The organism is Gottfriedia sp. S16(2024) (assembly GCF_050473765.1).
Classification (GTDB): domain Bacteria; phylum Bacillota; class Bacilli; order Bacillales; family Bacillaceae_G; genus Gottfriedia.
In genome coordinates this window covers 3,434,073-3,459,504 of the sequence record NZ_JBFLUO010000001.1, presented here as the reverse complement: position 1 = coordinate 3,459,504, position 25,432 = coordinate 3,434,073, and the positions used below count along the sequence as shown (strand labels likewise).

General features: G+C 33.0%; 26 protein-coding genes and 1 other annotated feature. Of the genes, 6 read left to right on the top strand and 20 right to left on the bottom strand.

Going from position 1 to position 25,432, the window contains the following annotated elements; translation table 11 throughout:
* Positions 1–90 precede the first annotated feature (90 nt).
* On the top strand, positions 91–1,032 hold the full coding sequence (gene corA / locus AB1282_RS16275; protein WP_056476805.1) for a magnesium/cobalt transporter CorA: 942 nt from the start codon (positions 91–93) through the stop codon (positions 1,030–1,032).
* 157 nt (positions 1,033–1,189) lie between these two features.
* Here the strand turns inward: corA and AB1282_RS16270 are convergent, their stop codons facing one another.
* From AB1282_RS16270 to AB1282_RS16255, 4 genes are all read right to left on the bottom strand, one after another.
* The gene (locus tag AB1282_RS16270) at positions 1,190–1,432 is read right to left on the bottom strand and encodes a hypothetical protein (RefSeq protein WP_056476802.1); all 243 of its coding nucleotides are present in this window, start codon (positions 1,430–1,432) and stop codon (positions 1,190–1,192) included.
* 62 nt (positions 1,433–1,494) lie between these two features.
* Positions 1,495–1,689, bottom strand: a complete 195-nt coding sequence (locus AB1282_RS16265; RefSeq protein WP_056476799.1) for an NETI motif-containing protein — start codon at positions 1,687–1,689, stop codon at positions 1,495–1,497.
* 115 nt (positions 1,690–1,804) lie between these two features.
* Complete coding sequence (locus AB1282_RS16260; protein ID WP_056476797.1) at positions 1,805–2,527, bottom strand: Bax inhibitor-1/YccA family protein; 723 nt, start codon at positions 2,525–2,527, stop codon at positions 1,805–1,807.
* A 127-nt stretch (positions 2,528–2,654) separates the two neighbouring features.
* Positions 2,655–4,040, bottom strand: a complete 1,386-nt coding sequence (locus AB1282_RS16255) for a glycine--tRNA ligase (RefSeq protein ID WP_056476794.1) — start codon at positions 4,038–4,040, stop codon at positions 2,655–2,657.
* A gap of 80 nt (positions 4,041–4,120) precedes the next feature.
* Positions 4,121–4,300, bottom strand: a binding site (T-box leader).
* 211 nt (positions 4,301–4,511) lie between these two features.
* On the opposite strand from AB1282_RS16255, the gene AB1282_RS16250 reads away from it, so the two are divergent.
* The gene (locus AB1282_RS16250) at positions 4,512–4,946 is read left to right on the top strand and encodes a hypothetical protein (protein WP_056476792.1); all 435 of its coding nucleotides are present in this window, start codon (positions 4,512–4,514) and stop codon (positions 4,944–4,946) included.
* Positions 4,947–5,190: 244 nt separating this feature from the next.
* Here the strand turns inward: AB1282_RS16250 and AB1282_RS16245 are convergent, their stop codons facing one another.
* The 11 genes from AB1282_RS16245 to AB1282_RS16195 all read right to left on the bottom strand — a co-directional run bounded on the left by AB1282_RS16245 (position 5,191) and on the right by AB1282_RS16195 (position 19,739).
* On the bottom strand, positions 5,191–5,898 hold the full coding sequence (locus AB1282_RS16245) for an ABC transporter ATP-binding protein (protein ID WP_056476791.1): 708 nt from the start codon (positions 5,896–5,898) through the stop codon (positions 5,191–5,193).
* Positions 5,899–5,916: 18 nt separating this feature from the next.
* Positions 5,917–6,687: an ABC transporter ATP-binding protein gene (locus AB1282_RS16240; RefSeq protein ID WP_056476790.1), complete on the bottom strand. Its 771-nt coding sequence runs from the start codon at positions 6,685–6,687 to the stop codon at positions 5,917–5,919.
* A gap of 16 nt (positions 6,688–6,703) precedes the next feature.
* Entirely contained in the window at positions 6,704–7,972 is a 1,269-nt protein-coding gene (locus tag AB1282_RS16235; protein WP_390311346.1) for an ABC transporter permease subunit, read from the bottom strand.
* Positions 7,973–7,981: 9 nt separating this feature from the next.
* Positions 7,982–8,965, bottom strand: coding sequence for a branched-chain amino acid ABC transporter permease (locus AB1282_RS16230; RefSeq protein ID WP_056476786.1), 984 nt, complete (start codon positions 8,963–8,965; stop codon positions 7,982–7,984).
* Positions 8,966–9,098: 133 nt separating this feature from the next.
* Positions 9,099–10,280 carry a branched-chain amino acid ABC transporter substrate-binding protein gene (locus AB1282_RS16225; RefSeq protein ID WP_056476785.1) on the bottom strand — a complete coding sequence of 394 codons (1,182 nt, stop codon included), beginning with the start codon at positions 10,278–10,280 and terminating at the stop codon, positions 9,099–9,101.
* Between the two features lie 320 nt (positions 10,281–10,600).
* Positions 10,601–13,033 (bottom strand): DNA topoisomerase IV subunit A, encoded by a 2,433-nt coding sequence (gene parC / locus AB1282_RS16220; protein ID WP_429899545.1) that lies wholly within the window; start codon positions 13,031–13,033, stop codon positions 10,601–10,603.
* Positions 13,033–15,006 carry a DNA topoisomerase IV subunit B gene (gene parE, locus AB1282_RS16215; RefSeq protein WP_056476783.1) on the bottom strand — a complete coding sequence of 658 codons (1,974 nt, stop codon included), beginning with the start codon at positions 15,004–15,006 and terminating at the stop codon, positions 13,033–13,035. Before parE ends, parC begins: the two co-directional genes overlap by 1 nt.
* A gap of 477 nt (positions 15,007–15,483) precedes the next feature.
* A complete protein-coding gene (locus AB1282_RS16210; RefSeq protein WP_429899544.1) occupies positions 15,484–15,894 on the bottom strand; it encodes a CoA-binding protein in 411 nt (136 codons plus the stop codon).
* A gap of 100 nt (positions 15,895–15,994) precedes the next feature.
* Positions 15,995–17,188 carry a S1C family serine protease gene (locus AB1282_RS16205; protein ID WP_390311343.1) on the bottom strand — a complete coding sequence of 398 codons (1,194 nt, stop codon included), beginning with the start codon at positions 17,186–17,188 and terminating at the stop codon, positions 15,995–15,997.
* Positions 17,189–17,269: 81 nt separating this feature from the next.
* Positions 17,270–19,060, bottom strand: a complete 1,791-nt coding sequence (locus AB1282_RS16200) for a sensor histidine kinase (protein WP_429899543.1) — start codon at positions 19,058–19,060, stop codon at positions 17,270–17,272.
* A 4-nt stretch (positions 19,061–19,064) separates the two neighbouring features.
* On the bottom strand, positions 19,065–19,739 hold the full coding sequence (locus tag AB1282_RS16195) for a response regulator transcription factor (RefSeq protein ID WP_056476776.1): 675 nt from the start codon (positions 19,737–19,739) through the stop codon (positions 19,065–19,067).
* Positions 19,740–19,915: 176 nt separating this feature from the next.
* Here AB1282_RS16195 and plsY point away from each other — a divergent pair, with 176 nt between their 5' ends.
* Positions 19,916–20,518, top strand: a complete 603-nt coding sequence (gene plsY, locus AB1282_RS16190) for a glycerol-3-phosphate 1-O-acyltransferase PlsY (protein ID WP_056476774.1) — start codon at positions 19,916–19,918, stop codon at positions 20,516–20,518.
* 83 nt (positions 20,519–20,601) lie between these two features.
* Here the strand turns inward: plsY and AB1282_RS16185 are convergent, their stop codons facing one another.
* Complete coding sequence (locus AB1282_RS16185; protein ID WP_056476772.1) at positions 20,602–21,024, bottom strand: acyl-CoA thioesterase; 423 nt, start codon at positions 21,022–21,024, stop codon at positions 20,602–20,604.
* A 140-nt stretch (positions 21,025–21,164) separates the two neighbouring features.
* Between AB1282_RS16185 and AB1282_RS16180 the strand changes: the two genes are divergently transcribed.
* The 3 genes from AB1282_RS16180 (at position 21,165) to AB1282_RS16170 (ending at position 23,794) form a co-directional block, all read left to right on the top strand.
* Positions 21,165–21,326: a hypothetical protein gene (locus AB1282_RS16180; protein WP_172795449.1), complete on the top strand. Its 162-nt coding sequence runs from the start codon at positions 21,165–21,167 to the stop codon at positions 21,324–21,326.
* Positions 21,307–22,200 (top strand): prohibitin family protein, encoded by an 894-nt coding sequence (locus AB1282_RS16175; RefSeq protein ID WP_429899542.1) that lies wholly within the window; start codon positions 21,307–21,309, stop codon positions 22,198–22,200. Before AB1282_RS16180 ends, AB1282_RS16175 begins: the two co-directional genes overlap by 20 nt.
* A 307-nt stretch (positions 22,201–22,507) precedes the next feature.
* Entirely contained in the window at positions 22,508–23,794 is a 1,287-nt protein-coding gene (locus AB1282_RS16170) for a glycosyl hydrolase family 18 protein (protein ID WP_056476769.1), read from the top strand.
* Positions 23,795–23,847: 53 nt separating this feature from the next.
* On the opposite strand, the gene tlp is transcribed toward AB1282_RS16170, so the two are convergent.
* The 4 genes from tlp to AB1282_RS16150 all read right to left on the bottom strand — a co-directional run bounded on the left by tlp (position 23,848) and on the right by AB1282_RS16150 (position 25,356).
* Entirely contained in the window at positions 23,848–24,081 is a 234-nt protein-coding gene (gene tlp, locus AB1282_RS16165; protein ID WP_056476766.1) for a small acid-soluble spore protein Tlp, read from the bottom strand.
* A gap of 37 nt (positions 24,082–24,118) precedes the next feature.
* Entirely contained in the window at positions 24,119–24,259 is a 141-nt protein-coding gene (locus AB1282_RS16160) for an acid-soluble spore protein N (protein WP_056476763.1), read from the bottom strand.
* A 332-nt stretch (positions 24,260–24,591) separates the two neighbouring features.
* Entirely contained in the window at positions 24,592–24,729 is a 138-nt protein-coding gene (locus AB1282_RS16155) for an FbpB family small basic protein (RefSeq protein ID WP_082459651.1), read from the bottom strand.
* Between the two features lie 75 nt (positions 24,730–24,804).
* Entirely contained in the window at positions 24,805–25,356 is a 552-nt protein-coding gene (locus AB1282_RS16150) for a TlpA family protein disulfide reductase (protein WP_429899541.1), read from the bottom strand.
* Positions 25,357–25,432: the final 76 nt, after the last annotated feature.

Sequence of the window (25,432 nt, the reverse complement as noted above, 5' to 3'; positions counted from 1 at the left end):
TTTTTTCTTAATTCAAATTTAATTATTTTGATTCGAGTATTGTGATAAACTGATTTTGGAGAAAATTAACGAGAAAAGTGGTGAGCAAAAATGATCAAAACGATGGCTATATACAAAGACGGAACCCATGCATTTGATGTATCAATTGAAGAATTAAATTCCGAACTAATTGATTGGGTTTGGGTCGATTTTGAAAAACCTAAAAAAGAAGAAATTGATTTATTACGTACTCAATTCCACTTTGATGAAATAGCAATTAAGCATTGTGTAAGCTATAAAGAAAGACCGAAAATGGATTATTACGAAGGCTATCGTTTTATCATTCTACAATCATTGCAGGAGAATATGGAACAAGCTGAAATCGATCTCTTTTTATCCCACAAGTACATCGTTTCATTTTGTTGGGAGAAGTCTAATGCGATCCAAATCGTGTGGAACAAACTAAAAGGATTAAAGAGTACAAAAGGAATGAAACCAGAACGAATCCTGTATCATATTTGTGATGAAATTGTCGACAAATTCTTTCCAATCGTCCAAACAATTGAAGATGATATTGAAGAGATTGATGAATTAGGGTCAAATTCCGATCTAAGCATGATCGATGGAATTAAAACACAACTAAGCAAGTTATCAAAAGTAAGAAAAGCAGTGAAACCAACAAAAGATTTAATTTATCGTATATTAAATTCAACACATGTTGAAATTGACAAAGAAACGACAAAGAGATTAAGAATCGTCTACGAACACTTAGTAAAATTATTAGATGACATTGCAGACAACAGAGAAATGGCAAATGACATTAGAGAAAGTTATATTTCAACGAACTCACATAAAATGAATAAAACGATGAAAATGTTAACATCAGTCTCAATTGTGTTCATGCCATTAACCTTCATCGTCGGAGTATACGGAATGAATTTTGTTCACATGCCTGAACTTCAATTAAAGTATGGTTATTATTACTGTTGGGCAATCATGCTAATCATTATTATTGGATTAGTGATGTGGTTCAAGAAAAAAGATTGGTTCTAGAATCAAAAGAAAAATCAATCTACTTCTAAATTGTTCCCTTTACAATTGGCACTTTTAATAAAGTTATCCAACAAAAATAAAATGACCTCTGTACAAGGTCATCTTATTTTTGTTGGTACCTAATTATATATTCACACTTAGTTTTGTTATTTTAAAATTACATTGATTCCGCTGTTTTTTCAAACATTACACTTTGATCGATTAAACCACAAGCTCCACATTGAACTAAATATTCAGGACCTTTATATGGAACAAAAAATGGATCTAGCCCACTTGAAACATATTCTTCTCTTTCAACATCACCACTTTGAACATTTAATTTAACTGCTTTTGGGTTTTGTTCGATTAAATAAAATCTACTTTTGTTTGTTTTACAGCGTGGACATGCTAATTTATGCATATTTTCACCTCATTTTATTCATATAAGGTTACTATTCCATTAAATTATTATCTTTATTCATATTAATTCGTATTTAATCTTCCTTCAAAAACGATCTTTCTTCCAGTCGGTTCAATTTCTACCTTTCCATTAACCATTTGCTCTGAAAATATTGGTACTTCCATTCTTTTTACTGGTGTATAGCCTTCTCTTTCCATTCTTTCTAAACATTCATTAATCGTTTCGTTTTCAAACACCTCAAATTTTTTCTTACTCATCTATTTCCCTACTTTCCACTTTTGTAATTCTATCTAATCATGATCGAATTCATATCAAAATATAGTAAAAAACCTTACTTTCATTTGAGAGTAAGGTCTGACTGACTAAAATTATTTAATCGCGAAGCCTCGAAAGGAATCGAAGTGCTTCAATATAAACCCATATGACTGTTACTAATAAACCAAAAGCACAATACCATTCGAATTCTTTTGGCGCACCTTGTCTAACACTCTTCGTAATTAAATCAAAATCCAAGAATAGATTTAATGAAGCAATTACTAGAATCGCTAAACTAACAAATATTCCTATTGGACCAGATTGATGGATGTATGGAATTGGAACATGGAAAAGTTGAAGGACCATCGTTAATAAATAAAATAAAAATACACCGATTGTTAAGCCGAAAACAATTGATCTAAAACGGTGCGTTACTTTTACAAGTCCCGTAGCATAACAAATTAATGTTCCTGCAATAATTGCAATTGTTAATAACACTGCTTGTAGGACAATCATTCCATATGACGCTTCGTAAACAGCTGAAATATTTCCAATTAGAATCCCTTCAACTGCTGCATAAATAGGTGTAGTAATCGGCGCAATTCTAGGAGAAAAAGATGTTACTAACCCAATAATGAATGCAACAATTAAACATCCAATAAACACTTTAGAATTAAGTGTTCCAGTAGCCGTTAAATAATATGAGTATCCTGCTGTTGCGATTAGTAAGATTAATGCGATTATTGTTTTACCAATTGTCCCGCCCATCGTCATCGCTTTAGCAGAATGTCTTGATTTCGCTAATTGTTCAGAATTTAAGATAGGATTTGAACTTCTCATTTAAACTCCTCCTTTATTTTATACCTTTATTTTACCATTTTTAGTAAATTTCTTAAACTTTAAACAAGCTTTAGTAAAATATATGAAAAAAGATGTCCAAAAGGACACCTTATTTCAAAAAACTAAATTAAAATTTAATTTTATTTGCTAAAAATGATTGTAATTCGCTTATTGCAACACGAGTTTGCTCCATTGTGTCACGGTCACGAACTGTTACTTTTCCGTCTTCAATTGAATCGAAGTCGTATGTGATACAGAAAGGAGTACCGATTTCATCTTGACGTCTATAACGTTTACCAATTGAACCAGTTTCATCAAAATCAACATTGAAATCTTCTGCTAAAGAAGCAAATACTTCTTGTGCATTTTCTGATAATTTTTTTGATAAAGGTAAAATTGCTGCTTTATATGGTGCTAATGCAGGATGTAGACGCATTACTGTACGTGAAGTACCATCTTCTAAAGCCTCTTCTTCATAAGCATCAATTAAAAATGCTAATGTAACACGATCTGCACCTAATGATGGCTCGATACAATATGGTACGTATTTTTCATTTGTAATTGGATCATGATATGTGAAATCTTCTGTTGAATATTCCATATGTTGTTTTAAATCATAATCTGTACGAGACGCAATGCCCCATAATTCGCCCCAACCAAATGGGAATTTATATTCAAAGTCAGTTGTCGCGTTACTATAGTGTGATAATTCATCTGCACTATGTTCACGTAGACGAAGATTTTCTTCATTCATACCCAAAGCTAAAAGCCATTTATTAGCAGTTTCTTTCCAGTAATTATACCACTCTATCTCTTCACCAGGTTTACAGAAGAATTCAAGCTCCATTTGTTCAAATTCACGAGTACGGAACGTGAAATTTCCTGGAGTAATTTCGTTACGGAAGCTTTTACCGATTTGAGCGATACCAAATGGAACTTTCTTTCTCATTGTACGTTGAACATTTTTAAAGTTTACGAAGATACCTTGTGCTGTTTCAGGACGTAAGAAAATTTCATTCGTACTTGACTCTGTAACACCTTGGAATGTTTTAAACATTAGGTTAAATTGACGAATATCTGTAAAATCATGGCTACCACAATCAGGACAAGCAATTTTATGTTCTTCAATTAATTTAGCCATTTCTGAAAATGGAAGACCATCAACGATAATTTCCATACCTTTTTCTTCAAGTGCATTTTCAATTAATTTATCTGCACGATGACGAGCTTTACAATTTTTGCAATCGATCATTGGATCATTGAAGTTACCAATATGACCTGAAGCTTCCCATGTACGTGGATTCATTAAGATTGCTGCATCTAATCCAACATTATATGGACTTTGTTGAACAAACTTTTTCCACCAAGCTTTTTTCACATTATTTTTTAATTCAACACCTAGTGGACCATAATCCCACGTATTTGCTAAACCACCGTAAATTTCAGAACCTGGGAATACAAATCCTCTGTGTTTAGCATGACTTACTACGACATCCATCGATTTTTCTGACATTTCATTTGCCTCCAATTTTCAATTGTTTTTTGAAAATGCAAGAATGAAATAAAAAAGCTCTCATCCTTAGGCATTTTCTGCCTAGGGACGAGAGCTGTATATGCACCCGCGGTTCCACCCTAGTTGACAATTAAAAAAATTGTCCACTTTAAGAATTAACTCAGGAATGCCTTTCGCTAAAGGTTTTGATTGAGCTCACACCATCCTCAATTCGCTATACAAAATAATCTTTAGGTACTTCTTTCCGTCAACGTTATATGTAATAAATAATATGTTGTTATTTTAACAAAGTGACATTGATTAAGTCAAATATTATTATGAACATTTATGATAAAAAAATACGGTGAATTTTTTGAATATTTTTGGAAAGCAAACATGTAAAGATAAAACCTTTACAGTATGAGCATTAATTGGTATGATAGAAAAGTTGTTTTATTTATATACCTATACTATCAGAAGGGAGTGCTAGTTTTGAGTAGCAGCATTTTTTTAAAGAAAAAGAAACGTTCAGCAGTATTGCTTGATAAACATCATTCCATTCGTTTATTAAAGACAAACAAAAAGCGAATCGTGAACAAAAGAAACAATAAAATAAAAGGGTTCGAACAATTACTTGTTAGAGAATTAAACGAGGAAATGATTTCAACTTCAAACAGTACGGTAAATGAAATTTCTAAAAATGTAAATGTAAATACAGTAGTGATCGAAGGACTTCCAGTAACATTTCTTCTAAAGCTTGGAAAAGAGTTTTTCTCAGATTTAGAAGCAGTGAAGTACTATTATAATAGTAAACATGAAGATTTTTACAAGAATCGTAGTTTACTAGAGGAATCACTTCAAACTTCAATTAACAATGCTTCAAGTGAAGAACAATTAAAAGTTTCGGAATTTATTTCTAATAAATAATAATTTCATATTAATGAGGGAATCCTTAAGGGGTTCCCTCTTTTTATTAGTGTTGAGAAAATCGTAGTTAAAATCCAACCGATCGAACTGCAAATAAACCTTAGGGAGCAGCAAATAAGTGACTTATCTACATCGATTTACATCAAAAAAGGGATGTTCACTTGTCAGTTGACCTGACTTATGAAACACCCCCTATTTTACTTAATCTATTTTTGATAGTTCGTATTGATTAATTGCAGATTCATTATGCTAAATATGCTTTTTTCACTTCTTCATTATTCATTAATGTCTTACCTTCACCAACCATTTGAATCTCACCAGTTTGAATTACATAGCCACGGTGAGCGATTTGTAATGCTTGGTATGCGTTTTGTTCGACTAATAAGATTGTCATTCCTTGTTTGTTTAGTTGCTCAATGATTTCAAATATTTGTTCAACGATAATTGGCGCAAGACCCATGGATGGTTCGTCTAGCATTAGCAATGATGGTCCCATCATCAGTCCTCTGCCAATCGCTAGCATTTGTTGTTCTCCTCCACTCATCGTACCGCCTTTTTGGTTTAAACGCTCTTTTAGTCTTGGAAAATAATCAAATACCATTTCCATACGTGCTGCGATTAGTTTTTTATCTTTAACTGAGAAAGCACCCATCTCTAAATTTTCTTTTACACTTAATTTAGAAAAGATCCTTCTTCCTTCAGGTACATGTGCGATTCCCTTTAAGGCAATTTCATGTGCTTGTAGCTTTATAATTTCTTCACCTTTGTAAATCAGCGTTCCAGATTTTGGTTTAACTTGGCCACAAATCGTTTTTAGAGTAGTAGATTTTCCAGCACCGTTACTTCCAATTAGGGTTACAATTTCACCTTCATTTACTTCTATGTTAATATTTTTCAGTGCTTGAATACCACCGTAAAAAGAGTTAATATCTTTTAATTGTAATAGCGTCATCTTTTCGTACTCCTTTCACTATGCAGTAGTCACTGCACTTTTTCCTAAATATGCTTCAATTACTTTTTGATTATTTCGAATTTCGAGTGGTTTTCCTTCTGCAATTTTTTCGCCATGATCAAGTACAAATAGATACTCGGATATTTCCATAACAAGCTTCATATCATGCTCGATTAAGACGATCGTTAAGTTAAGGTCATCTCTCATTTGATAGATTAAATCTGTCAATTCTTTCGTTTCTTTCGGATTCATCCCTGCGGCTGGTTCATCTAAAAGTAAAATTCTTGGTTGAGATGCTAATGCACGAGCGATTTCAAGTCGTCTTTGTGCACCGTATGATAGACTCGATGCTTCCTCATTATATACATCAGCCAAGCCTACGTATTCTAACCATTTATATGCTTCTTTCATCGCCGATTTTTCTGCTTTTTTAAATCTAGGTAAATGGAATATTGTTGAAAAAACACCATACTTTATATGCTGATGCATTCCTACCATGACATTTTCTAGTGCAGTCATACTACTAAATAAACGAATATTTTGGAATGTACGCGCGATCCCTTTTTTATTAACTGTATGTGGCTTTAGCCCAACTAAACTCTCATTGCCTAGCAAAATCTCACCACTACTAGGAGTATAAACACCTGTAATCATATTAAAAAATGTTGTTTTCCCAGCTCCATTCGGTCCAATTACCGCTGTAATTGAGCCTTCTTTAATGTCAATATTTACATTATTAACAGCTGTTAAACCGCCAAAGTTTTTCGTTAAATTCGTTGTTTTTAACATTTAATAACCTCCTTTCTTATAATGAAACTGTGCGTGTTTTTTCTTCGACTACAGTTTGATCTACGACGTCTTCTTTTGGAACAACCTTATTTTTGGCAGGCAATAATCCTTTTGGCCTGAAAATTGCTGCAAGTACTAAAATAAGCCCAAAAATCATACGCTGCATTTTAGAAGGCGATAGAGCCGGTGGTAAATTAATGACTCCATCTAATGTTAATTGGTTTAAATAGTTTGTTACTTCTGTTAATACTTGTAGATTTAAGATCGTTACAAGTGCTGCTCCAAGGATGACACCTGGAACACTACCCATTCCGCCTAAAATAACCATTACCAAGATCGTAATCGATTCAAGTAACGTAAAGCTTGTTGGGTCAATGAACATTTGCTTTGCAGAGAATACTACTCCCATCATTCCTGAGAAAGACGCACCGATTGCAAATGCAATTAATTTCGTACGTACTAAGTGAATACCTGATGCTTGTGCAGCGATTTCATTCTCACGTACCGCCTTCCAAGAACGTCCAAGTTTAGAATCTTGTAATCTAGTAACAGCTAAAATGACGATTGCTAAAACAACTAAAACGACATAATAAAATTGACCAGAACTATCAATCTCTAATCCAAAAATAGTTGGAGCTGGAATAGAAGAAATCCCTTGTGCTCCTCCAGTAATATTTACCGGTTTATCTAAGTTATTAAATACAATTCGTATAATTTCTCCAAATCCAAGTGTTACAATTGCTAAATAATCACCTTTTACACGAAGTACTGGAATACCTAATAATACACCTGCAATTGCAGCGATAATTCCACCGATTATTATAAATACCCAGAATGAGTTTCCTGAAAAAGGAAGGAAATCAAAATGTAAGAAATTCGTAACTTGTTTAGTCGAAAAAATTGCATAAGTATATGAACCGATTGCAAAGAAGGCAACGAATCCTAAATCAAGTAGACCCGCTAAACCAACTACTACATTTAATCCAAGTGCCATTGCTACATAAATTCCAACTAAAGTAGCTACACCCATATATGATTCAAAAGCTGTACCTTGTGATGCAACATACGGCATGATCACCGTTAAAACTAGTATTCCAATGCTCCATTTTAATTTGACTGGAAAATTAGTTTTATATAATAAGTAAAGTGAGAACAAGATTAATAGAAATGCCGTTACAGATTCTTGCAATAGGTATAATCCTAATGATGTAACAACGATATACGCTCCTAAGAAAATTCCTTGAAGTTTGTTTGATTGTTTCAACCCACTTAATAAGCTCTTCATCTAATTCACCTACACTTTCTCAGCTACAGGTTTACCTAATAAACCTTCTGGCTTGAATATTAGAACTAGAATTAAAATTCCAAATGCAACTACATCTTTATATTCTGACGGGAAAATGCCATGTGTTAAAGTTGATAAATTTGTTGCTGCAAACACCTCAATTACACCGATTAATAAACCGCCAAACATCGCGCCACGGATATTTCCGATTCCACCTAATACTGCAGCTGTAAATGCTTTTAGGCCTAAAATAAAACCGATGTACGGATCAATTGTGTTGTACTGTAATGCAAATAGGACACCAGTTGCACCACCTAATCCAGAACCTAAAAAGAATGTTAATGAGATGACTTTGTTAACGTTTACAGACATTAATGATGCAGTTTCACGATCCTGTGCAACTGCACGCATTGCTGTACCCCATTTTGTTTTATTGATGAAGTAATCTAATGAAATCATCATTACAACTGCAACGACTAAAATAATAATTGATGCTGATTTAATTTGTGCATTTCCAAATGAAGAAAGAATTGAGCTAGTTTTAATTTGGTGTTGTCCTGAAAATAGTGATGGGCCAGTAATAATGTAATTTCCTTCTTTTAATTCAGCAATAAAACGGACGATATCTTGTAGTAAAAATGAAATACCGATTGCTGTAATTAATGTAATTAATTTTGGTGCTTTTCGTAATGGGCGATACGCTACTCTTTCGATCCCCATTCCAAGGAACCCAGTTGCTAATGAAGCGATAATTAAAACAATTGCTAACACGATAATTGCAGGTAAACTACTTAATAAACCTAACCCAGTAAATGTAATTAATACTGCAGTACCAATAAACGCACCCGCCATGAATATTTCACCATGTGCAAAGTTAATTAGTTCCAATATCCCATAAACCATCGTGTAACCGAGTGCTACGATTGCATATACTGCTCCTAAAACAAGACCGTCTATTAGTACTTGAGGTAGAGTTTGGATTACTTCATTCATGTATTAGACCTCCTATAAATAATATAGTTTATTTCAACTTCCAAAATTTTACAATTTTCTCACCTTAATTAGAGAAAAAGAGTATCACGTTTTACGGGATACTCTTTTTTTGACTGGTAGGGTTTGTTTCTAATTATGGTTTAGTAACTTCCCCTTCTTGAGTACCAGGATATTTAGCTTCTTTAAACGTATAAATAAATACTTTCGCGTATTTGTTGTCACCTTTATCGTCGAAACCAACCTTAGTTACTACACCATCATAATCTTGGACTGCACGTACTGCTTTTTCAACTTGTTCACGAGTTGGCGTTTTTCCTTTGTTATCGTTAATCGCATTTTTTAATCCTTCTAATAAAACGCCAGCAGAATCATATCCGTAAGATGAGAACGATTCGATGTTTTTATTAAATTTCGATTTGTATGCATCAGCAAAAGCTTTACCTTTATCTGTTTTTAACGTGTCACCAGCTACTGAAGTATAGTAGAAGTTTTTAACAGCATCTCCTGCGATGTCAACTAAACCTGAAGAATCCATTCCATCTCCACCCATGAATGGGATGTTCAATCCTTTTTCACGAGCTTGCTTTAATAAAATTCCTCCTTCAGCATAAAGTCCACCAAAGAATACTAAATCAGGCTTTTTCGCAATCGCATTATTTAATACACCACTAAAGTCTTTATCACCGACTGAGATCCCTTCTTCACCTACAATTTTAACGCCTAATTTCACCGCAGCAGCTTTGAATTCATTTGCTAAACCAGTTCCGTAAGGTGTTTTATCTTGTATGATAAAAATATTTTTAGCTTTTAAAGTTTTAACAGCGAAATTTGCACCTGCAGGACCTTGGAAGTCATCACGAGCACAAATTCGGTTAACTACCCCTAATCCACGATCAGTTACTTCATTTGCAGTATTTGAAGGTGATACCATTACGATATGGTCTTTCTCATACTTAACAGAAGAAGGAATTGCTACACCAGAGTTTAAGTGTCCTACAACACCAAGGATTTTATTGTCTGCAGCTAATTGCTCAGCATTTGCTACACCTTTTTTCGGATCCCCTTGGTCATCATAAGGTACAATCTTTAAATCAAAGCCTAATTTTTTGAAAGCTGCTTTTTGATCCTCTAATGCAAGCTGAGCTCCAAGTTTAATGGATTCACCTAAAATTGCATTATTACCAGATAATGGAGTATTTGTAGCAATTTTAATGACTTGGTTTCCATCCTTTGAACTACTAGTACCACAGCCTGCTAAAATACCCGCAGTTAACGATACTGATGCTAAAATTGCAAATCCCTTTTTAAAAACCATATGTACGCCCCCTTAACAACCTATTTTTTTGAAAATTTAAAATTCTTAAGAAAATAGTAAGCTATATTTTTTCGTTAGACAAGTTCTTTTGATTCAAAATATTTCGACAATTCTGTCGATTCTCTGTTATTATAGGCAATTATTACCATTAAATAATCAATAAAAAACTTTTTTCCTTATTTTCGAAATATAAAATTAATAGATTCTAATGTGTTTTCTTTGGTTTATTCCTAAAAAATCATTTTACTAGTATCATTTTACTTTTTTCGACAAATTCGACAAAAAAACCTATTCCAAATAGCTTGGAATAGGTCTTTTTTTTAATTATTTTCTTCTTTTTTATATCGAATGATTGTCTTTATTTCACCAGAATCATCTGTATCCATAACAAATGAACCATTACTATACTGATCACTATTTCTTAAATCAGTTGGGTCAACTGTCTCAAATTGTCCGGATTTACTTAATAAAGCAAACATATCATTTTCATTTATTGCATATACCCCAATTAACATATGAGGATTATTTTTTAAATCTCGAAGTACTTTAACACCACGTGTACCTCTAGAACTTTGAGGAATCGTATCGAGTTTCATCTTTTTAATTGCCCCTCGATGTGTTGCACAGAATATTTCTTTCACTTCATTACTAATCTTGTCTGCAGAAACAACAAAATCATTATCCTTTAAGTTAATCCCTTTAACTCCACCAGCTCTTAAGCCTTGAATACTAATCTCTTCTGCATTAAATATCAATGTGTATCCTGAACTTGTAGCCAACAACACTTGATCAGTTTCTGAAATGACACCAGCAAAAATTAAGGAATCATCAGACTTAATTGACATACCGACAAGTGGTTTAGAATATCGTTGTACTTTTAATTGCTGTATACTTGTACGTTTTACAACACCATTTTTAGTGACAAATAAAATAAAATCTTTATTTTCTTCAAAATTATTTACGACTGTAGCAGAAAGAATTGCTTCATCACGCTCAATAGGAATAATATTAGCAACATGTTGCCCCATATCTTTCCATCTGATATCCTGCATTTCATGAATTGGTAAATATAAATAGTTACCTTTTGACGTAAATAAAATTAGTGTATCTGTCGTTGTACTTTCTATTTGGTAAATTAAACGGTCGCCTTCTTTCATACCGTAATCTTTACCATTTGAAGCTGAAAAAGATCTTGGACTTGTTCGTTTAACGTATCCTTCACTTGTAACAGTGACAATCACGTCTTCTTGAGCAATTATATCTTCTCTAGCAATTTTAATTTCTTCAATCTCTTCTTGAATTGTCGAACGTCTGTCGTCTGCATATTTTAACTTAATTTTCTTTAAGTCTGTTTTTATAACTGACAATAATTTTGCTTCACTGTTTAAAATTGCTTCAAGCTGTTTAATCTTTTTATCTAACTCATCTGCTTCTTCTTGTAATGCAGTAATATCAGTATTTGTTAAACGATATAACTGTAACATTACAATCGCTTCAGCTTGTTGTTCAGTAAACTCAAATTGAGCGATTAACTTATCTTTTGCATCGCGTTTATCATTTGCAGAACGGATTGTTGTAATCACTTCATCTAAAATCGATAAAGCCTTCATTAAGCCTTCTACAACATGTTGGCGAGCTTTTGCTTTTCTTAAATCAAAGTTTGAACGATTTGTAATAACTTCTTTTTGATGTTCAATATAAGCATCAAGAATTGCAGGTAATGACATCTGTTTTGGTGTACGATTATAAATCGCAACCATATTGAAGTTATAAGGTATTTGAAGCTCAGTATTTTTATATAAATAATTTAAAATTGCTTCATTATTTGCATCTTTTTTCAGTTCAATGACAATACGTAGTCCAGTACGATCTGTTTCATCACGTACTTCCGTAATTCCATCAACTTTTCGATCAAGACGAACCTCATCCATTTTCTTTACTAAATTCGCTTTATTCACTTCTGAAGGAATTTCTGTAATGATTAATGCCTGTTTTCCACCGCGTAAATCCTCGGTATGAACACGACTTCGAATAATGATTTTTCCTTTTCCTGTTTCATAAGCTTTTTTTATTCCATCTACACCTTGAATAATCCCTCCAGTAGCAAAATCAGGACCGTGAATTACAGTCATTAATTCATCTACTGTACAGTTTTTATTTTCAATGCGCATAATCGTCGCATCGATAACTTCTCCAAGGTGGTGCGAAGGTATTTCTGTTGCATATCCAGCAGAGATTCCCGTGCTACCATTAACCAATAAATTTGGAAACATTGATGGTAAAACCACTGGTTCCATACTTGTATCATCAAAGTTGGGCACAAAATCAACTGTTTCTTTATCAATATCTCTCAATAGTTCACTTGCTATAGATGATAACCTAGCTTCCGTATAACGCATAGCTGCTGGCGGGTCTCCATCAATACTACCGTTATTCCCATGCATTTGAACTAATACATTTCGTAATTTCCAATCTTGACTTAGACGTACCATCGCATCATAAACAGAAGTATCACCATGAGGATGGTAATTACCAATTACGTTTCCGACTGTTTTAGCAGATTTACGGTAAGGCTTGTCTTGCGTGTTTCCTTCAACGTGCATTGAATACAAAATACGACGTTGAACTGGCTTTAATCCGTCACGAGCATCCGGTAATGCTCGTTCTTGAATAATATATTTACTATATCGACCAAAACGGTCACCTATTATATCTTCTAAAGGGATATTATATAATTTTTCCGATGATTGCATCAGACATTGCTCCCTTCTGATTCTACTTCAACTTGCTCATTGTTTAAAATTTTATCTTCTTCATCTAAATCAAATACTACATTTGATTCAATCCACTTACGTCTAGGTTCAACTTTGTCGCCCATTAAAGTAGTTACACGACGATCCGCTCTAGCGGCATCATCAATTTTCACACGAATAAGCGTTCTAGTTTCTGGATCCATCGTTGTGTCCCAAAGTTGGTCAGCATTCATCTCACCTAGTCCTTTATAACGCTGAATCATATACCCTTTACCAACTTTTTTGATTGCATCTTGTAGGTCTACCTCTGACCAAGCATATTCAATTACTTCTTTTTTTCCAGTACCTTTACTTACTTTGTATAAAGGAGGTAAGGCAATATACACTTTACCAGCCTCTACTAATGGCTTCATATAACGGTAAAAGAAAGTTAATAAAAGTACTTGAATATGCGCTCCATCTGTATCAGCATCGGTCATAATAACAATTTTGTCATAGTTAACATCTTCAATGTCAAAATCACTACCTACTCCTGCACCAATCGCATGAATAATTGTATTAATCTCTTCATTTTTCATTATGTCCGCTAGTTTTGCCTTCTCGGTATTGATTACCTTACCACGTAAAGGCAAGATTGCTTGAAAACGTCGATCACGACCTTGTTTAGCACTACCACCGGCTGAATCACCCTCTACTAGGTATAATTCATTTTTCTGTGGATTACGTGACTGTGCAGGTGTGAGCTTACCGCTTAAAGAAGTTTCTGAACGCTTTCTCTTTTTACCACTTCTAGCTTCTTCTCGTGCTTTTCTTGCAGCTTCTCTTGCTTGGTAAGCTTTTATCGATTTTTTTACTAATGAAGTTGCAATGTCTGGATTTTCCTCCAGGAAATACGCTAATTGATCTGAAACAACTGAATCAACAGCTGATCTTGCTTCACTAGTACCTAATTTACCTTTTGTTTGTCCCTCAAATTGAAGCAGCTCTTCAGGAATTCTTACAGATACAATTGCAGCTAATCCCTCACGAATATCCGCTCCATCTAGATTTTTATCTTTTTCTTTTAAAAGGCTCACTTTTCTTGCATATTCATTAAATGCTCTTGTTAATGCGGTTTTTGCACCAACTTCGTGCGTACCACCATCTTTTGTACGAACATTGTTTACGAATGAAAGCATCGTTTCTGAATACCCATCGTTAAATTGGAACGAAAATTCAACTTCTATTTTATTTTGTAATCCTTCAAAGAAAACAACAGGATGTAATGCTTCTTTTTCTTCGTTTAAATACGATACGAATGCTTCGATACCGTTTTCATAATAAAACTCTTCGAACGCATCATGTCGTTCATCTTTAATTGTAATTTTTAAACCTTTTAATAAAAAAGCTGACTCTCTAAGTCTTTCACATAAAGTATCAAAGTTGAAATTTGTTGTACTAAAAATAGTCGGATCTGGTTTAAAGTGAATCGTCGTACCAGTTCGTTTTGTCTTACCAACGACTTCTAATGAAGTTACTGCTTTACCTCCATTTTCAAAACGTTGCTTGTAAATTGCTCCCTCACGGTGAATTTCAACTGTTAACCATTCTGATAAAGCATTAACTACTGATGCACCAACACCATGTAGACCACCACTTGTTTTGTAGCCGCCTTGTCCAAACTTACCACCTGCGTGTAATACAGTTAAAATAATTTCTGGAGTCGGTTTTCCCATTTTGTGCATTCCAGTAGGCATCCCACGACCATGGTCTTTTACGCTTAAGCTATTATCTTTATGAATAATCACATCTATTTGTGTCCCGTGACCAGCTAATGCTTCATCTACAGAGTTATCTACGATTTCATAAACTAAATGGTGCAGACCTCTACTATCTGTGCTGCCAATATACATTCCAGGTCGTTTACGTACAGCTTCTAAACCTTCTAGTACCTGTATCGCATCTTCGTTATATGTTGTTTCATTCTTTGCCAACACCATTTCTCCTTTCTAACTAAACACTTACATAAGAACATCTGTTCCATTATATCATATTATAAATAAAATGTTTCTTCTAATCGTTCATGTTAATGGTTTTTTTCCTAACTTACAAGTCGAACATGAAAAAAAAAATAGGGCAAGTTCATAAAAAGCTGGATTTTAGAATCAAGAAAATACAGGTTTAAAGTTGAAAATTGATAAATTAGCTAACAAAATTCAAATTTAAACTGGCACTTTAATTGCTTATATAATTTGAAGTTTGTCTACTCAATATCTCGGTATTTCCTAATTTTCTTAATTCCTACTCGATCTTCCGTTAAAAAAACTCACTGATTAACAGTGAGCCAAATTTTAAAACAAAAAAAATTTGATTTTCAGACTGCTTGCAGGCGCGAAGGCTAGTGAGAAGCCGTGTTACATGAAACGAGAGCGTTTGGCGGCAAGTCTGAAACAGTGAGCTTTTTTAACGGCCTATCTAGTCATTGCATGCTCTACTTTAATACAACGATCCATAATGACTGTTTTACCATTTTCTTTTAACAATTGATATGCTTCTTCGTTTTCGATTCCAAGCTGTGCAAAGAAAACATCACAATCAATTTTAAGAAACTCTTGTGCTACAGGTAATAGGTGTTCAGGTCTTCTAAATACATTTACAATATCAACTTTTTTATTTATTTCTGTTAAACTCGCTACCGCTTTTTCACCTAATACAGTATCAACCGTTGGGTTTACTGGAATAATTTTATAACCAGCATCTTGCATTGCCTTACTTACCATATAAGACGTTTTAGACGGGTCTCCTGATAATCCAACAACTGCAATTACTTTACTTGATTTTAAAATTTTGCCAATTTCTTCTCTTGATGGGTATTTACTCATTCGCTAATCACCCTTTCTGTTTGCATAAATAAGCGAAAAGATAAACTTTTCGCTTATTTTTTATTCTTTTATCATATTTCTTAAGTCAATTGCCTGTCAATCATTGACTAGAAGCTAATGTTAATGTTGAATTCGTTAATTTACCATTACGGTAATAAGTAATCTTTAATTTATCTCCAACTTTTTTGTGTGAGTATAGGTATTCTCTCACAGTAATTACGTCACTTACTGGTTTGTCATCAAGTGCAACAATAACGTCTAATTGTTTCATTCCAACTTTCGCAGCAGGAGTATTTGGATCAACATGTGTAACAACTGCACCTTTAGTCACTGAACGAGGTAATTTTAATGTTTCTTCGATATTAAATTGTGGTATTTCATCAAGTGATTTTAAGCCTACACCCATTACAGGTCGAGTCACTTCACCGAATTTTTCGATTTGATCTAAAGCTGGTTTTGCAATATTCATTGGGATTGCAAATCCAATACCTTCAACAGCTTGTTCGGCAATTTTACTTGAATTAATCCCTATTACTTCACCTTTTGCATTGATTAAAGCGCCACCACTATTACCAGGATTAATCGCAGCATCCGTTTGAATTACTTGAGTTTGGTAATCTGCAACTCCATCTCCATCGATATCTTGTGGTATTTCACGAGCTTTACTACTTACAATTCCTTCTGTTACAGTACTTTCTAAAAATCCAAGTGGGTTTCCAATTGCAATAGCAGTTTCACCTACGTTAATTTTTTCTGAATCACCTAATTTTGCGATATTTGTAACATATTTTGCATCAATTGCTACAACAGCTAAATCTAATAATTCATCTGTTCCAACAAGTTTAGCATCAATTAATTGACCATCTGCCATTTTTACTTTTAATTGTTTTGCACCAGCAACAACGTGGTTATTTGTAGCTACTAAAGCTTTATTTCCGACTTTTTTATAGACAACACCTGAACCAGATCCAGCTTCTTCAGTTTCCATTGAAAATGGATTTGATGATTGATAATTATTAACGCCTACTACAAATTTACGAGCATTTTGAATCGTAGTTGTTAAATCTTCCCTTGTTACATTAATAACTTGTGTAGGTACGGTATTCGTATCATTTGATAAATTTGCAGGTTTATTTGTTAAGTTAAAAATATCTGGGGATACGATTGAGATTGTAACAGCTCCAATTATCGCTCCAATAAAGCCTGTAACAAGAGGATACCCTCCACGTCTGCTTCTCTTTTGTCTTTTATGATTATTTTCATCGTTTAAATCTGTTTCATCATAATATCCCATAATTCATTCCTCCAATATGTAGGTATCTTTAATTGATATTAATTTAACCCACGCATGTGTATTTGCTGTGAACTTTTTGATTTAATTCAAATATTTTTTCAAATTAAAAATAAATTCAACTCCATCTTTCTTATTATGAACTTTTATAGTTGAATGATGTAAGTCAAGGATTGTTTTTACGATTGCTAAACCTAAACCTGTTCCACCATTTTGTCTATTTCTAGATTCATCAATTCGATAGAATCGATCCCAAATTTTATCAATTTTGTCAGCAGGAATTGGATTACCTTCATTAAAAATAGAGATATTTACATATTCCCCTTCATCTAATAAATTCATTTTTATCTCACTACCTGGGTTACCATAATGGATTGCATTTGAAAGGATATTAATGATCACTTGTTCTACTTTTCTTTTTTCACCAATTACGAGTGTATCTTCATCTAGATTAAAATTGAAATTACAATGATTACTACTATTTTCAAACATGCGAATAATCACATTTTCGATGCAATCCACAATTAAGAAAGGTTCACTTTTAAGTGTGTATGTACCCGATTGAAGTTTGGAAAGTTCTAGCATATCGACAACTAAGCCGTTCATCCGATCAACTTCTTCAAGGATTACATCTGCATAATAACCATTTTTTTCAATATTTAATCCATCTTTTAAACCTTCTGCATAACTTTGCACAATACTCAGTGGCGTTTTCAGCTCATGGGAAACTCCACTAATAAACTCTTTTCTTGTTTGTTCTAACTGCTTTTCTTTTTCAATATCCTTCATTAATTTAACATTTGCCTGCTGTAAATTTTCAATCGTACTAGCTAAATTCTCAGATAATGAATTAATTGATTTTGATAATTGTCCAATTTCATCATCTGATTGAATATCAATTTTCTCGTTAAAATTTAACTTTGCTAATTGATCTGTTACAGAGTTCATTTTCAATAATGGCTTCGTAATCAATTTCGAATAGTAAAAAGAAACGATCACAATCAATAATAAAGCAATTATAAATGCGTAAATATAAAAATCTTTTAAAACGTACATTGCTTCATTTACTGGTTGTAGCGATGTAATCGCAAAAATAACTTCTTTTGAACCTTTACTAGTATTAATTGGGTAAATAAAAACTTTATTTTCTAATCCATTTACTCGGTCTAAATAGCGATAAATTAATGGAAAATCCTCTTGAGTATATTTAGAAAAATCTTCATTGCTCTTTGTCCAATCAGTTATCGCACCCATTAATGAGTTCATTTGAGCTGAGTATGAATATTGATTTGCAATTGGTAAATGTAAATTAACAACTTTCCCTTTAATTTCAATATTCACCATTTCCTGAAGACTATCTTTAGTTGACAATTGAATAGGGTTAGAAGGTTGATTTTCCTCTTGCCACACACCTATATTCGTTTTTATATAAAGTGGAATAAAGTAATCATCTTGAACATAACCTCGGATTGTAATCTTCGAATTTTCTTTAATATTAAGACCTAAAATACGATCTATTTGATCCGAATATAATAAATTATTTAAAGGTACATATACCTTTTTCCCTTCATTTGTAAGAACAGTTAAATCAAAATTATTCTCAGCTTTTAGTACCCCTCTTTTATCTAAAACCGCTAAAGTTGTATTGTATTTCGAATATAGTTTTGATAATTCTTGTTGAAACTGATTACTGTTAAATTTACCTGCTTTATACCCTTTAGCAAATTGTGTTAGTTCCTCTGTTACAATATTTACTTTCTTATTCGTGTAAAAAGATTGCATAAAGATTGATTGACCAACAAATACAATTAATAAAAAAATAACCAATAATAACGTTATTGATAAAAAAAGTTTACGGACTATACTATTTTTCATCTTCTTACTCCTCAAACTTATAGCCAACTCTAATAACTGTTGCTATATGCTTTGCTTTGTCTCCCAATTTATGTCTAAGTTTTTTTATATGTGTATCAACTGTTCTTCCATCACCAAAATAATCAAAGCCCCAAATATTATTCAATAATTGATCTCTTGATAAAACGATGCCTTTATTATCAATTAAATAACATAATAATTCGAACTCTTTATTCGTAAGTTGTAATATTTCATTATTAATTGAAGCTGTCCTTGATGACGTATTGATCGTAATTCCACAAATCGTTTTAGAATCTTTATCTTCTTCTTTTAGATCAGCTGTTCTTCTTAGTACACTCTTTGCTTTTGCTACTAGAATTTTAGGACTAAATGGCTTTGTCACATATTCATCTGTACCAAGATCAAACCCAAGTAATTGATCTTCTTCTTCTGAGCGAGCAGTGATCATGATGATAGGAATACTTGATTGCTCCCTAATTAACTTACAAACTTCCCATCCATCTAATTTCGGTAGCATTAAATCTAAAATAATTAAATCAACTTGATTTTCGTTAAATTTTTTTATGCCCTGTTCTCCATCTTCTGCTTCGATCACTGTAAATTGATCGTTTTCGAAATACTCTTTTACGATTTCTCTTAATCTTTTTTCATCTTCAATGATTAAAACTGTCGGGTTCATATTTTTTTCCTTCCGTTAACATTGGTATATATAAGTAATTTTACCTAAAATAAAATGTCCTTTATTTCCTCATTTGAATTAATATTCTAAAGCAACTATCTATATATTCGCTTAAAATTGTGATAAAATCATATGATACTGCACTAATTTATTATTGTTTGAAAAGGAGCTAGAAAATGAGTTTGGTCATTATTGTACTAGCCTATTTAATCGGATCTGTACCATTCGGTTTAGTAGTTGGAAAAATATTTTACGGAGTAGATATTCGTCAACACGGTAGTGGAAATCTTGGTGCGACAAATACATTCCGCACATTAGGTAAAAAAGCAGGCATTATTGTAACGCTTGGAGATATTTTAAAAGGAACACTAGCAGCTTCTCTACCTGTATTATTCCATTATCATGGAATTCACCCTTTAATTATCGGCCTAGTTGCTGTTGTTGGTCATATGTACCCAATATTTGCTGGTTTTAGAGGTGGTAAAGCGGTAGCAACCTCTGCAGGGATCTTGTTATATGCATCGCCACTACTTTTTATCTGCTTAATTATTATCTTCGCAATTAGTTTAAAAACAACAAAGTACGTTTCACTTTCGTCAATGTTAACAGCTTTTATAGGTACAATTTTAGCTTTTATAATGGAATACACAGGACTAATTAAAGACAATGGGTATATAATAACTTATATTTTGATTGTACTTACAATCTTTGTCGTATATAAACATCGTCCAAATATAAAAAGAATTAAAGAAAAAACAGAACCAAAAGTAAAATTTTAAAAGCAAGATTAGAGATTGAAGATTAATGTTCTTTTCGTCTCTAATCTTTTTTTCATTCATGCTGTTTTTGCTTCTTCTATCGCTTATTCCTGTCCCATCGCCTTCTCGTATGCTTCATACCAGTCAGGGAACATTTTCTTAAATTTAATCGGTCTAAAAGTTTCTTTATGAACAAGGACATGAGTTGAATTTCCTATACAGCAAATATCGCCTTCTTCATTAACGATTTCATATTCATAGATCACTTTAAGTGGTGTAAGTGATTTTATTTTTGTTTTTACTTTAGCAGACTGTCCATATCGTAGACTTTTCTTGTATGAAACATTCAAATCAATCACTGGAGAAATAACACCTTGTGATTCCATTTCTGCATAATTAAAGCCCAAATCTTTTATTAATTGAGTTCGTCCAATTTCAAACCATACTAAGTAGTTTGCATGGTAAACAACACCCATTGCATCTGTTTCTGCATATCTTACTTCAACTAATTTTTCTGAAATTAACATATATTCACCTCTTATTCTTCTACAGAATACTTTACCAAAAAATTAATAATTGTTCTATTTTTTAACTTATCCTAAATGTTATAATTTTCTTATAATAAATTAATAATTTTCTAACAATAGAAATTTGGAGGTCGATCTTCTTGAAGGTTCTAGTGGGCTCAATCTTAATCATCCTTCTTTTTTTATTCGGGGTATGGCTTCTTCTTTCTCCTACATTTGAAAAAATTGGTGAGAAATCAGCTAAAGTAAAAAATATTTTAAAAGATAAGGGGGACAAACATAATGGAAATTCGTCCAAATGAAAAAAGGAAATCATTTTTTAGCCGTAAACTAATTGGAGGAATCATTGCAGGTATTGCACTGATCTTAATTGTAGCAATTCCAACTTTATTTATTGAAAAAATTACACCTGGTTATGTAGGGGTTGTCTATTCACCAAATGGAGGTATTCAGAAAAACACCTTATCACAAGGTTGGAATTTTGTAGGTTTATTCGATAAAGTTACTGAATATCCAGTCCGACTTCGTACTGTAGAATATAAAGACGTTGCATTAGCTACTTCAGACGGTAAAAGGATTGAAATGGATTTATCATATACATATAAAATTGATCCTTCTAAAGTAGTATCAATGTTTAACGAGTTTGGACCTGTGTCAATCGAAGAAATTGAGGATACATATTTAAAGAAACGTTTACAAGATGCAGCCCGAATAGCCGTATCAAAATACACAGTTTTACAATTATACGGCGAGAAATCAAGTAATGCCTCAGCTGATATAGAAACAATCTATAAAGACGATGTAAAAGTACTTGGTTTCTTTGTTGAAAATTTAACACTAGGAACGCCTAAACCAGACGCAAAAACACAGGATGCAATTGATGCACGTGTTCAGGCTGCCCAAGAAAATGATCGTAAAAAAATTGAACTTGAAACGGCTAAAATAGAGGCAGAAAAGAAAAAAGTAGAAGCAAAGGCTGATGCCGATTCACAACTAATCCGAGCACAAGGTCAAGCAAAAGCGAACCAAGTAATCCAAAAAACATTAACCAATGAATTAATTGAATACAAAAAAGCAGAAAAATGGGATGGAAAACTCCCTGCTGTCTCAGGCAGCAACTCAAATATCATTCAATTCCCACTTGATCCAAATAGTGATAAAGAATCAAAAAAATAAATATTTCTCCTAAAAACCTAGCTTTTGGCTAGGTTTCGGTTTGTATACGAAATCCCAAAAACTTGATTTTCAGACTGATTGCGAGCGCTTGTCTTTCGAGGCACGAAGACTGATGAGGAGCGGAGTTGCCTTTGACGGTAATGAGCACCGCAGGCAGACGAAGAAAGCGAGCGTTTGTCAACAGTCTGAAAGCTAGGTTTTTTATTTTCAAAATCAATTTGCTTTTCCACCTATTCTCTTCTAATCCAAACTCTTTGGCATATATTTAATAGAGACGAATATCTACGTTTAATGGAAGGAGATAAACTTGATGCAAATTCATGTTGTAAAAAGTGGAGAAACAGTAATGAGTATTGCAGATTTTTATGGAGTTGAACGCCAAGCACTCATTAATTCAAATGCTCTTGTAGCTCCTTATAAAATAATAAAAGGTCAATCGCTTGTTGTACCAACTACAGGAAACGAATATTTTGTTCAACCCGGTGATAATTTATATGATCTTGCTTTAACCTATGGTGTAACATCAAGTCAAATTGCAACTTTAAGTGGAATTAGTCCGTATGCTTCATTAAATGTCGGCCAAAAGCTGCATCTTCCACCACGGAAAAAAAGAAATATCGAATCAATTGGTTATTTACAACCTACTTCAAACCCAATAAAACCAGCACTTGAAGAATCAGCTCGAACAGAAGCTAAGTATTTAACGTATTTAGCACATTTTAGCTTTGATGCAAAAAGAGATGGTACACTATCAGAACCGCCGCTTGGAAACATTCCTCAAATCGCAAAGGATAATCGCTGTATCTATATGATGGTTGTCTCAAATCTTGAAAATGGACAGTTTTCAACATCACTAGCAACTGATATATTACAAAGTCCAGCAGTTCAAGATAAACTGATAAATACAATTATAACTACTGCTAATAAATACGGATTTAGAGAAGTAAATATAGACTTTGAAGACGTTGCTTCAACTGATCGTGTAGCTTATATTAATTTTTTAAATAAAGTAAAATCAAGGCTACCACAAGGATTCATATTGAGTGCTACTTTAATACCAAAAACAAGTTCACACCAAAAAGGTAGATTTTACGAAGCGCATGATTATGCTAACATAGGTAAAGTTGTGGACTTCGTTGTAATCATGACATATGATTGGGGTTGGCAAGGCGGGCCACCAATGGCCGTATCACCGATTGATCAAGTTCGTAAAGTAATCAACTATGCAAAGACGGTAATTCCTGTACCAAAAATTGTAATGGGCCAAAATTTATATGGATTTGATTGGAAAGTTCCATTTAAACAAGGTACTATGGCTAAAGCATTAAGTGCTGAAGCTGCTACAAATTTAGCAATTCAAATGACAAACGAAATTCTTTTCGATAACAAAGCTAGAGCACCTCATTTCCGATATACAGAATCAAACGGTCAAAAACATGAAGTTTGGTTCGAAGATGCAAGATCAATTCAAGCTAAGTTTAACTTAATAAAAGAAGAGAATATACGTGGTATATCATATTGGAAATTAGGATTACCATTTATTCAAAATTGGGAGCTTCTTGAAGCTAATTTTAATATAGTTAAGAGAGCATAAGAAAAGCTAGGTATTTATGAGGCTAACTCTAAATACCTAGCTTATTTTTTTAATCAGTCATTCGTATTATTAAATGCTTGTTCGTCTTTTAGTTCACTTTCTAGTGCTGCGATAGATTCTTCGCGACGTTGATTTTTAGCTAATGCATTTTGACGATCTTGTTCATTTCCGAATTTCATTGAAGCTTCTGCTTCGTTAATATTTTCCCTCGTGTTGTTTATATTATCTTGAATTTTTTTTGCATTATCACTACGATCATCTGGCTTCGGTGTATTTGTATATTCCATCATAAATCACTCCAATTTAAAATTTGTGTTATGGATTTTACCCGTTATCTACAATTGGTTGTTTGCCAGTAGGATCTTTATACTGCATTTGTTTACCCTTATTCCCACCAGCTGCTTTGTTTTGAGTACCTATATGATTTGGTACAAAATCTTTAGGATGTTTTTTTGGATTTCCCATTTTATCGCCCCCTAGCGATAGTATGAGTTTTGTTGCTGTAAATATGTAAAAGGAAATTAAAAAATGACCAATTTTGACAACAAAAAAAGAAGGAAATAATTCCCTTCTCTCAGACTGCCCGCCAAACGCTCGCTTTCTTCGTTACTTCGCCTGTATGCGGTGCTCATTACCGTCTAGGGTTCCGCTCCTCACTTGGCTTCGTGCCTCGAAAGACAAACGCTTACAATCAGTCAGAAAATCAAGCTTTTAGTATTTTGTCTACAAACTAAAAGAAGGAAATAATTCCCTTCTCATTGTCTATAAATAAAATTCAATTTTCGAAAATGACTAATTTACTCCGCTTTAGCTTTTCTTTCTAAACGTTCTTCTAGTCGATCATATATTTTATTCAAAGCTTCTTCATCATTTAATAGTGAATTTTTATTTTCAAGAATTAATTCTTGAAACGATTTATGTCTTTTCTTTCTCAAAACAATCACCTCTTCTTTTTATGTTGTTAGTATTGCCAAAAAAAAGAGTTTTCTTACATTTTAGTAAATTTTTTCTTATTTTAAAAATGCATTTAATTGTTTTTCAGTTAATGGCCCAATTTGCTTAAAAACTACTTCTCCATTCGGGTTAATAAAGTATGTAGTTGGTATAGAAATCACACCATATTTACGAAAATTATCACCGTTTTCATCAATTAAAATTCTATAATTCATACTATTTTTATTAACAAAGTTCTTGATAAAACTTAAATCCTTTTTCTCACCAATATAATCTGCAACACCGATCATTTCAATATCCTTATGCTCTTGATGGAATTTCTCTAAAGCTGGTATCTCATCCTGACAAGGAGGGCACCAAGTAGCCCAAAAGTTTAAGATTACTTTCTTACCTTTAAATGAAGATAAATTAACCTTATTTTCATCTAAAGTCATCAATTGTATATCAGGTGCCTGCTGTCCAACTTGAACACCTAATTTTTGAATTGAAGCAATATAGGCATCATTATTATTACTGACTTTTTTCTCTTCTTCTTTTTTCTCATATAATTGAAAAATTGAATATCCCAACGCAACTAAAAGTATCAGCACAGGAATTACTTTTTTCATACAAATCACCCTTTTAATGAACTATCTCTATTTAACCATAATAAATACAAAAGTGGAACAAGCTCGCCTATGTTCT

What these genes read in the sequence shown, in the direction of transcription:
- corA (WP_056476805.1), top strand. Translation starts at nt 91, where the DNA reads ATGATCAAAACGATGGCTATATACAAAGACGGAACCCATGCATTTGAT.
- AB1282_RS16270 (WP_056476802.1), bottom strand. Translation starts at nt 1,432, where the DNA reads ATGCATAAATTAGCATGTCCACGCTGTAAAACAAACAAAAGTAGATTT.
- AB1282_RS16265 (WP_056476799.1), bottom strand. Translation starts at nt 1,689, where the DNA reads ATGAGTAAGAAAAAATTTGAGGTGTTTGAAAACGAAACGATTAATGAA.
- AB1282_RS16260 (WP_056476797.1), bottom strand. Translation starts at nt 2,527, where the DNA reads ATGAGAAGTTCAAATCCTATCTTAAATTCTGAACAATTAGCGAAATCA.
- AB1282_RS16255 (WP_056476794.1), bottom strand. Translation starts at nt 4,040, where the DNA reads ATGTCAGAAAAATCGATGGATGTCGTAGTAAGTCATGCTAAACACAGA.
- AB1282_RS16245 (WP_056476791.1), bottom strand. Translation starts at nt 5,898, where the DNA reads ATGACGCTATTACAATTAAAAGATATTAACTCTTTTTACGGTGGTATT.
- AB1282_RS16240 (WP_056476790.1), bottom strand. Translation starts at nt 6,687, where the DNA reads ATGTTAAAAACAACGAATTTAACGAAAAACTTTGGCGGTTTAACAGCT.
- AB1282_RS16235 (WP_390311346.1), bottom strand. Translation starts at nt 7,972, where the DNA reads ATGAAGAGCTTATTAAGTGGGTTGAAACAATCAAACAAACTTCAAGGA.
- AB1282_RS16230 (WP_056476786.1), bottom strand. Translation starts at nt 8,965, where the DNA reads ATGAATGAAGTAATCCAAACTCTACCTCAAGTACTAATAGACGGTCTT.
- AB1282_RS16225 (WP_056476785.1), bottom strand. Translation starts at nt 10,280, where the DNA reads ATGGTTTTTAAAAAGGGATTTGCAATTTTAGCATCAGTATCGTTAACT.
- parC (WP_429899545.1), bottom strand. Translation starts at nt 13,033, where the DNA reads ATGCAATCATCGGAAAAATTATATAATATCCCTTTAGAAGATATAATA.
- AB1282_RS16210 (WP_429899544.1), bottom strand. Translation starts at nt 15,894, where the DNA reads ATGAGTAAATACCCATCAAGAGAAGAAATTGGCAAAATTTTAAAATCA.
- AB1282_RS16205 (WP_390311343.1), bottom strand. Translation starts at nt 17,188, where the DNA reads ATGGGATATTATGATGAAACAGATTTAAACGATGAAAATAATCATAAA.
- AB1282_RS16200 (WP_429899543.1), bottom strand. Translation starts at nt 19,060, where the DNA reads ATGAAAAATAGTATAGTCCGTAAACTTTTTTTATCAATAACGTTATTA.
- AB1282_RS16195 (WP_056476776.1), bottom strand. Translation starts at nt 19,739, where the DNA reads ATGAACCCGACAGTTTTAATCATTGAAGATGAAAAAAGATTAAGAGAA.
- plsY (WP_056476774.1), top strand. Translation starts at nt 19,916, where the DNA reads ATGAGTTTGGTCATTATTGTACTAGCCTATTTAATCGGATCTGTACCA.
- AB1282_RS16185 (WP_056476772.1), bottom strand. Translation starts at nt 21,024, where the DNA reads ATGTTAATTTCAGAAAAATTAGTTGAAGTAAGATATGCAGAAACAGAT.
- AB1282_RS16175 (WP_429899542.1), top strand. Translation starts at nt 21,307, where the DNA reads ATGGAAATTCGTCCAAATGAAAAAAGGAAATCATTTTTTAGCCGTAAA.
- tlp (WP_056476766.1), bottom strand. Translation starts at nt 24,081, where the DNA reads ATGGAATATACAAATACACCGAAGCCAGATGATCGTAGTGATAATGCA.
- AB1282_RS16160 (WP_056476763.1), bottom strand. Translation starts at nt 24,259, where the DNA reads ATGGGAAATCCAAAAAAACATCCTAAAGATTTTGTACCAAATCATATA.
- AB1282_RS16150 (WP_429899541.1), bottom strand. Translation starts at nt 25,356, where the DNA reads ATGAAAAAAGTAATTCCTGTGCTGATACTTTTAGTTGCGTTGGGATAT.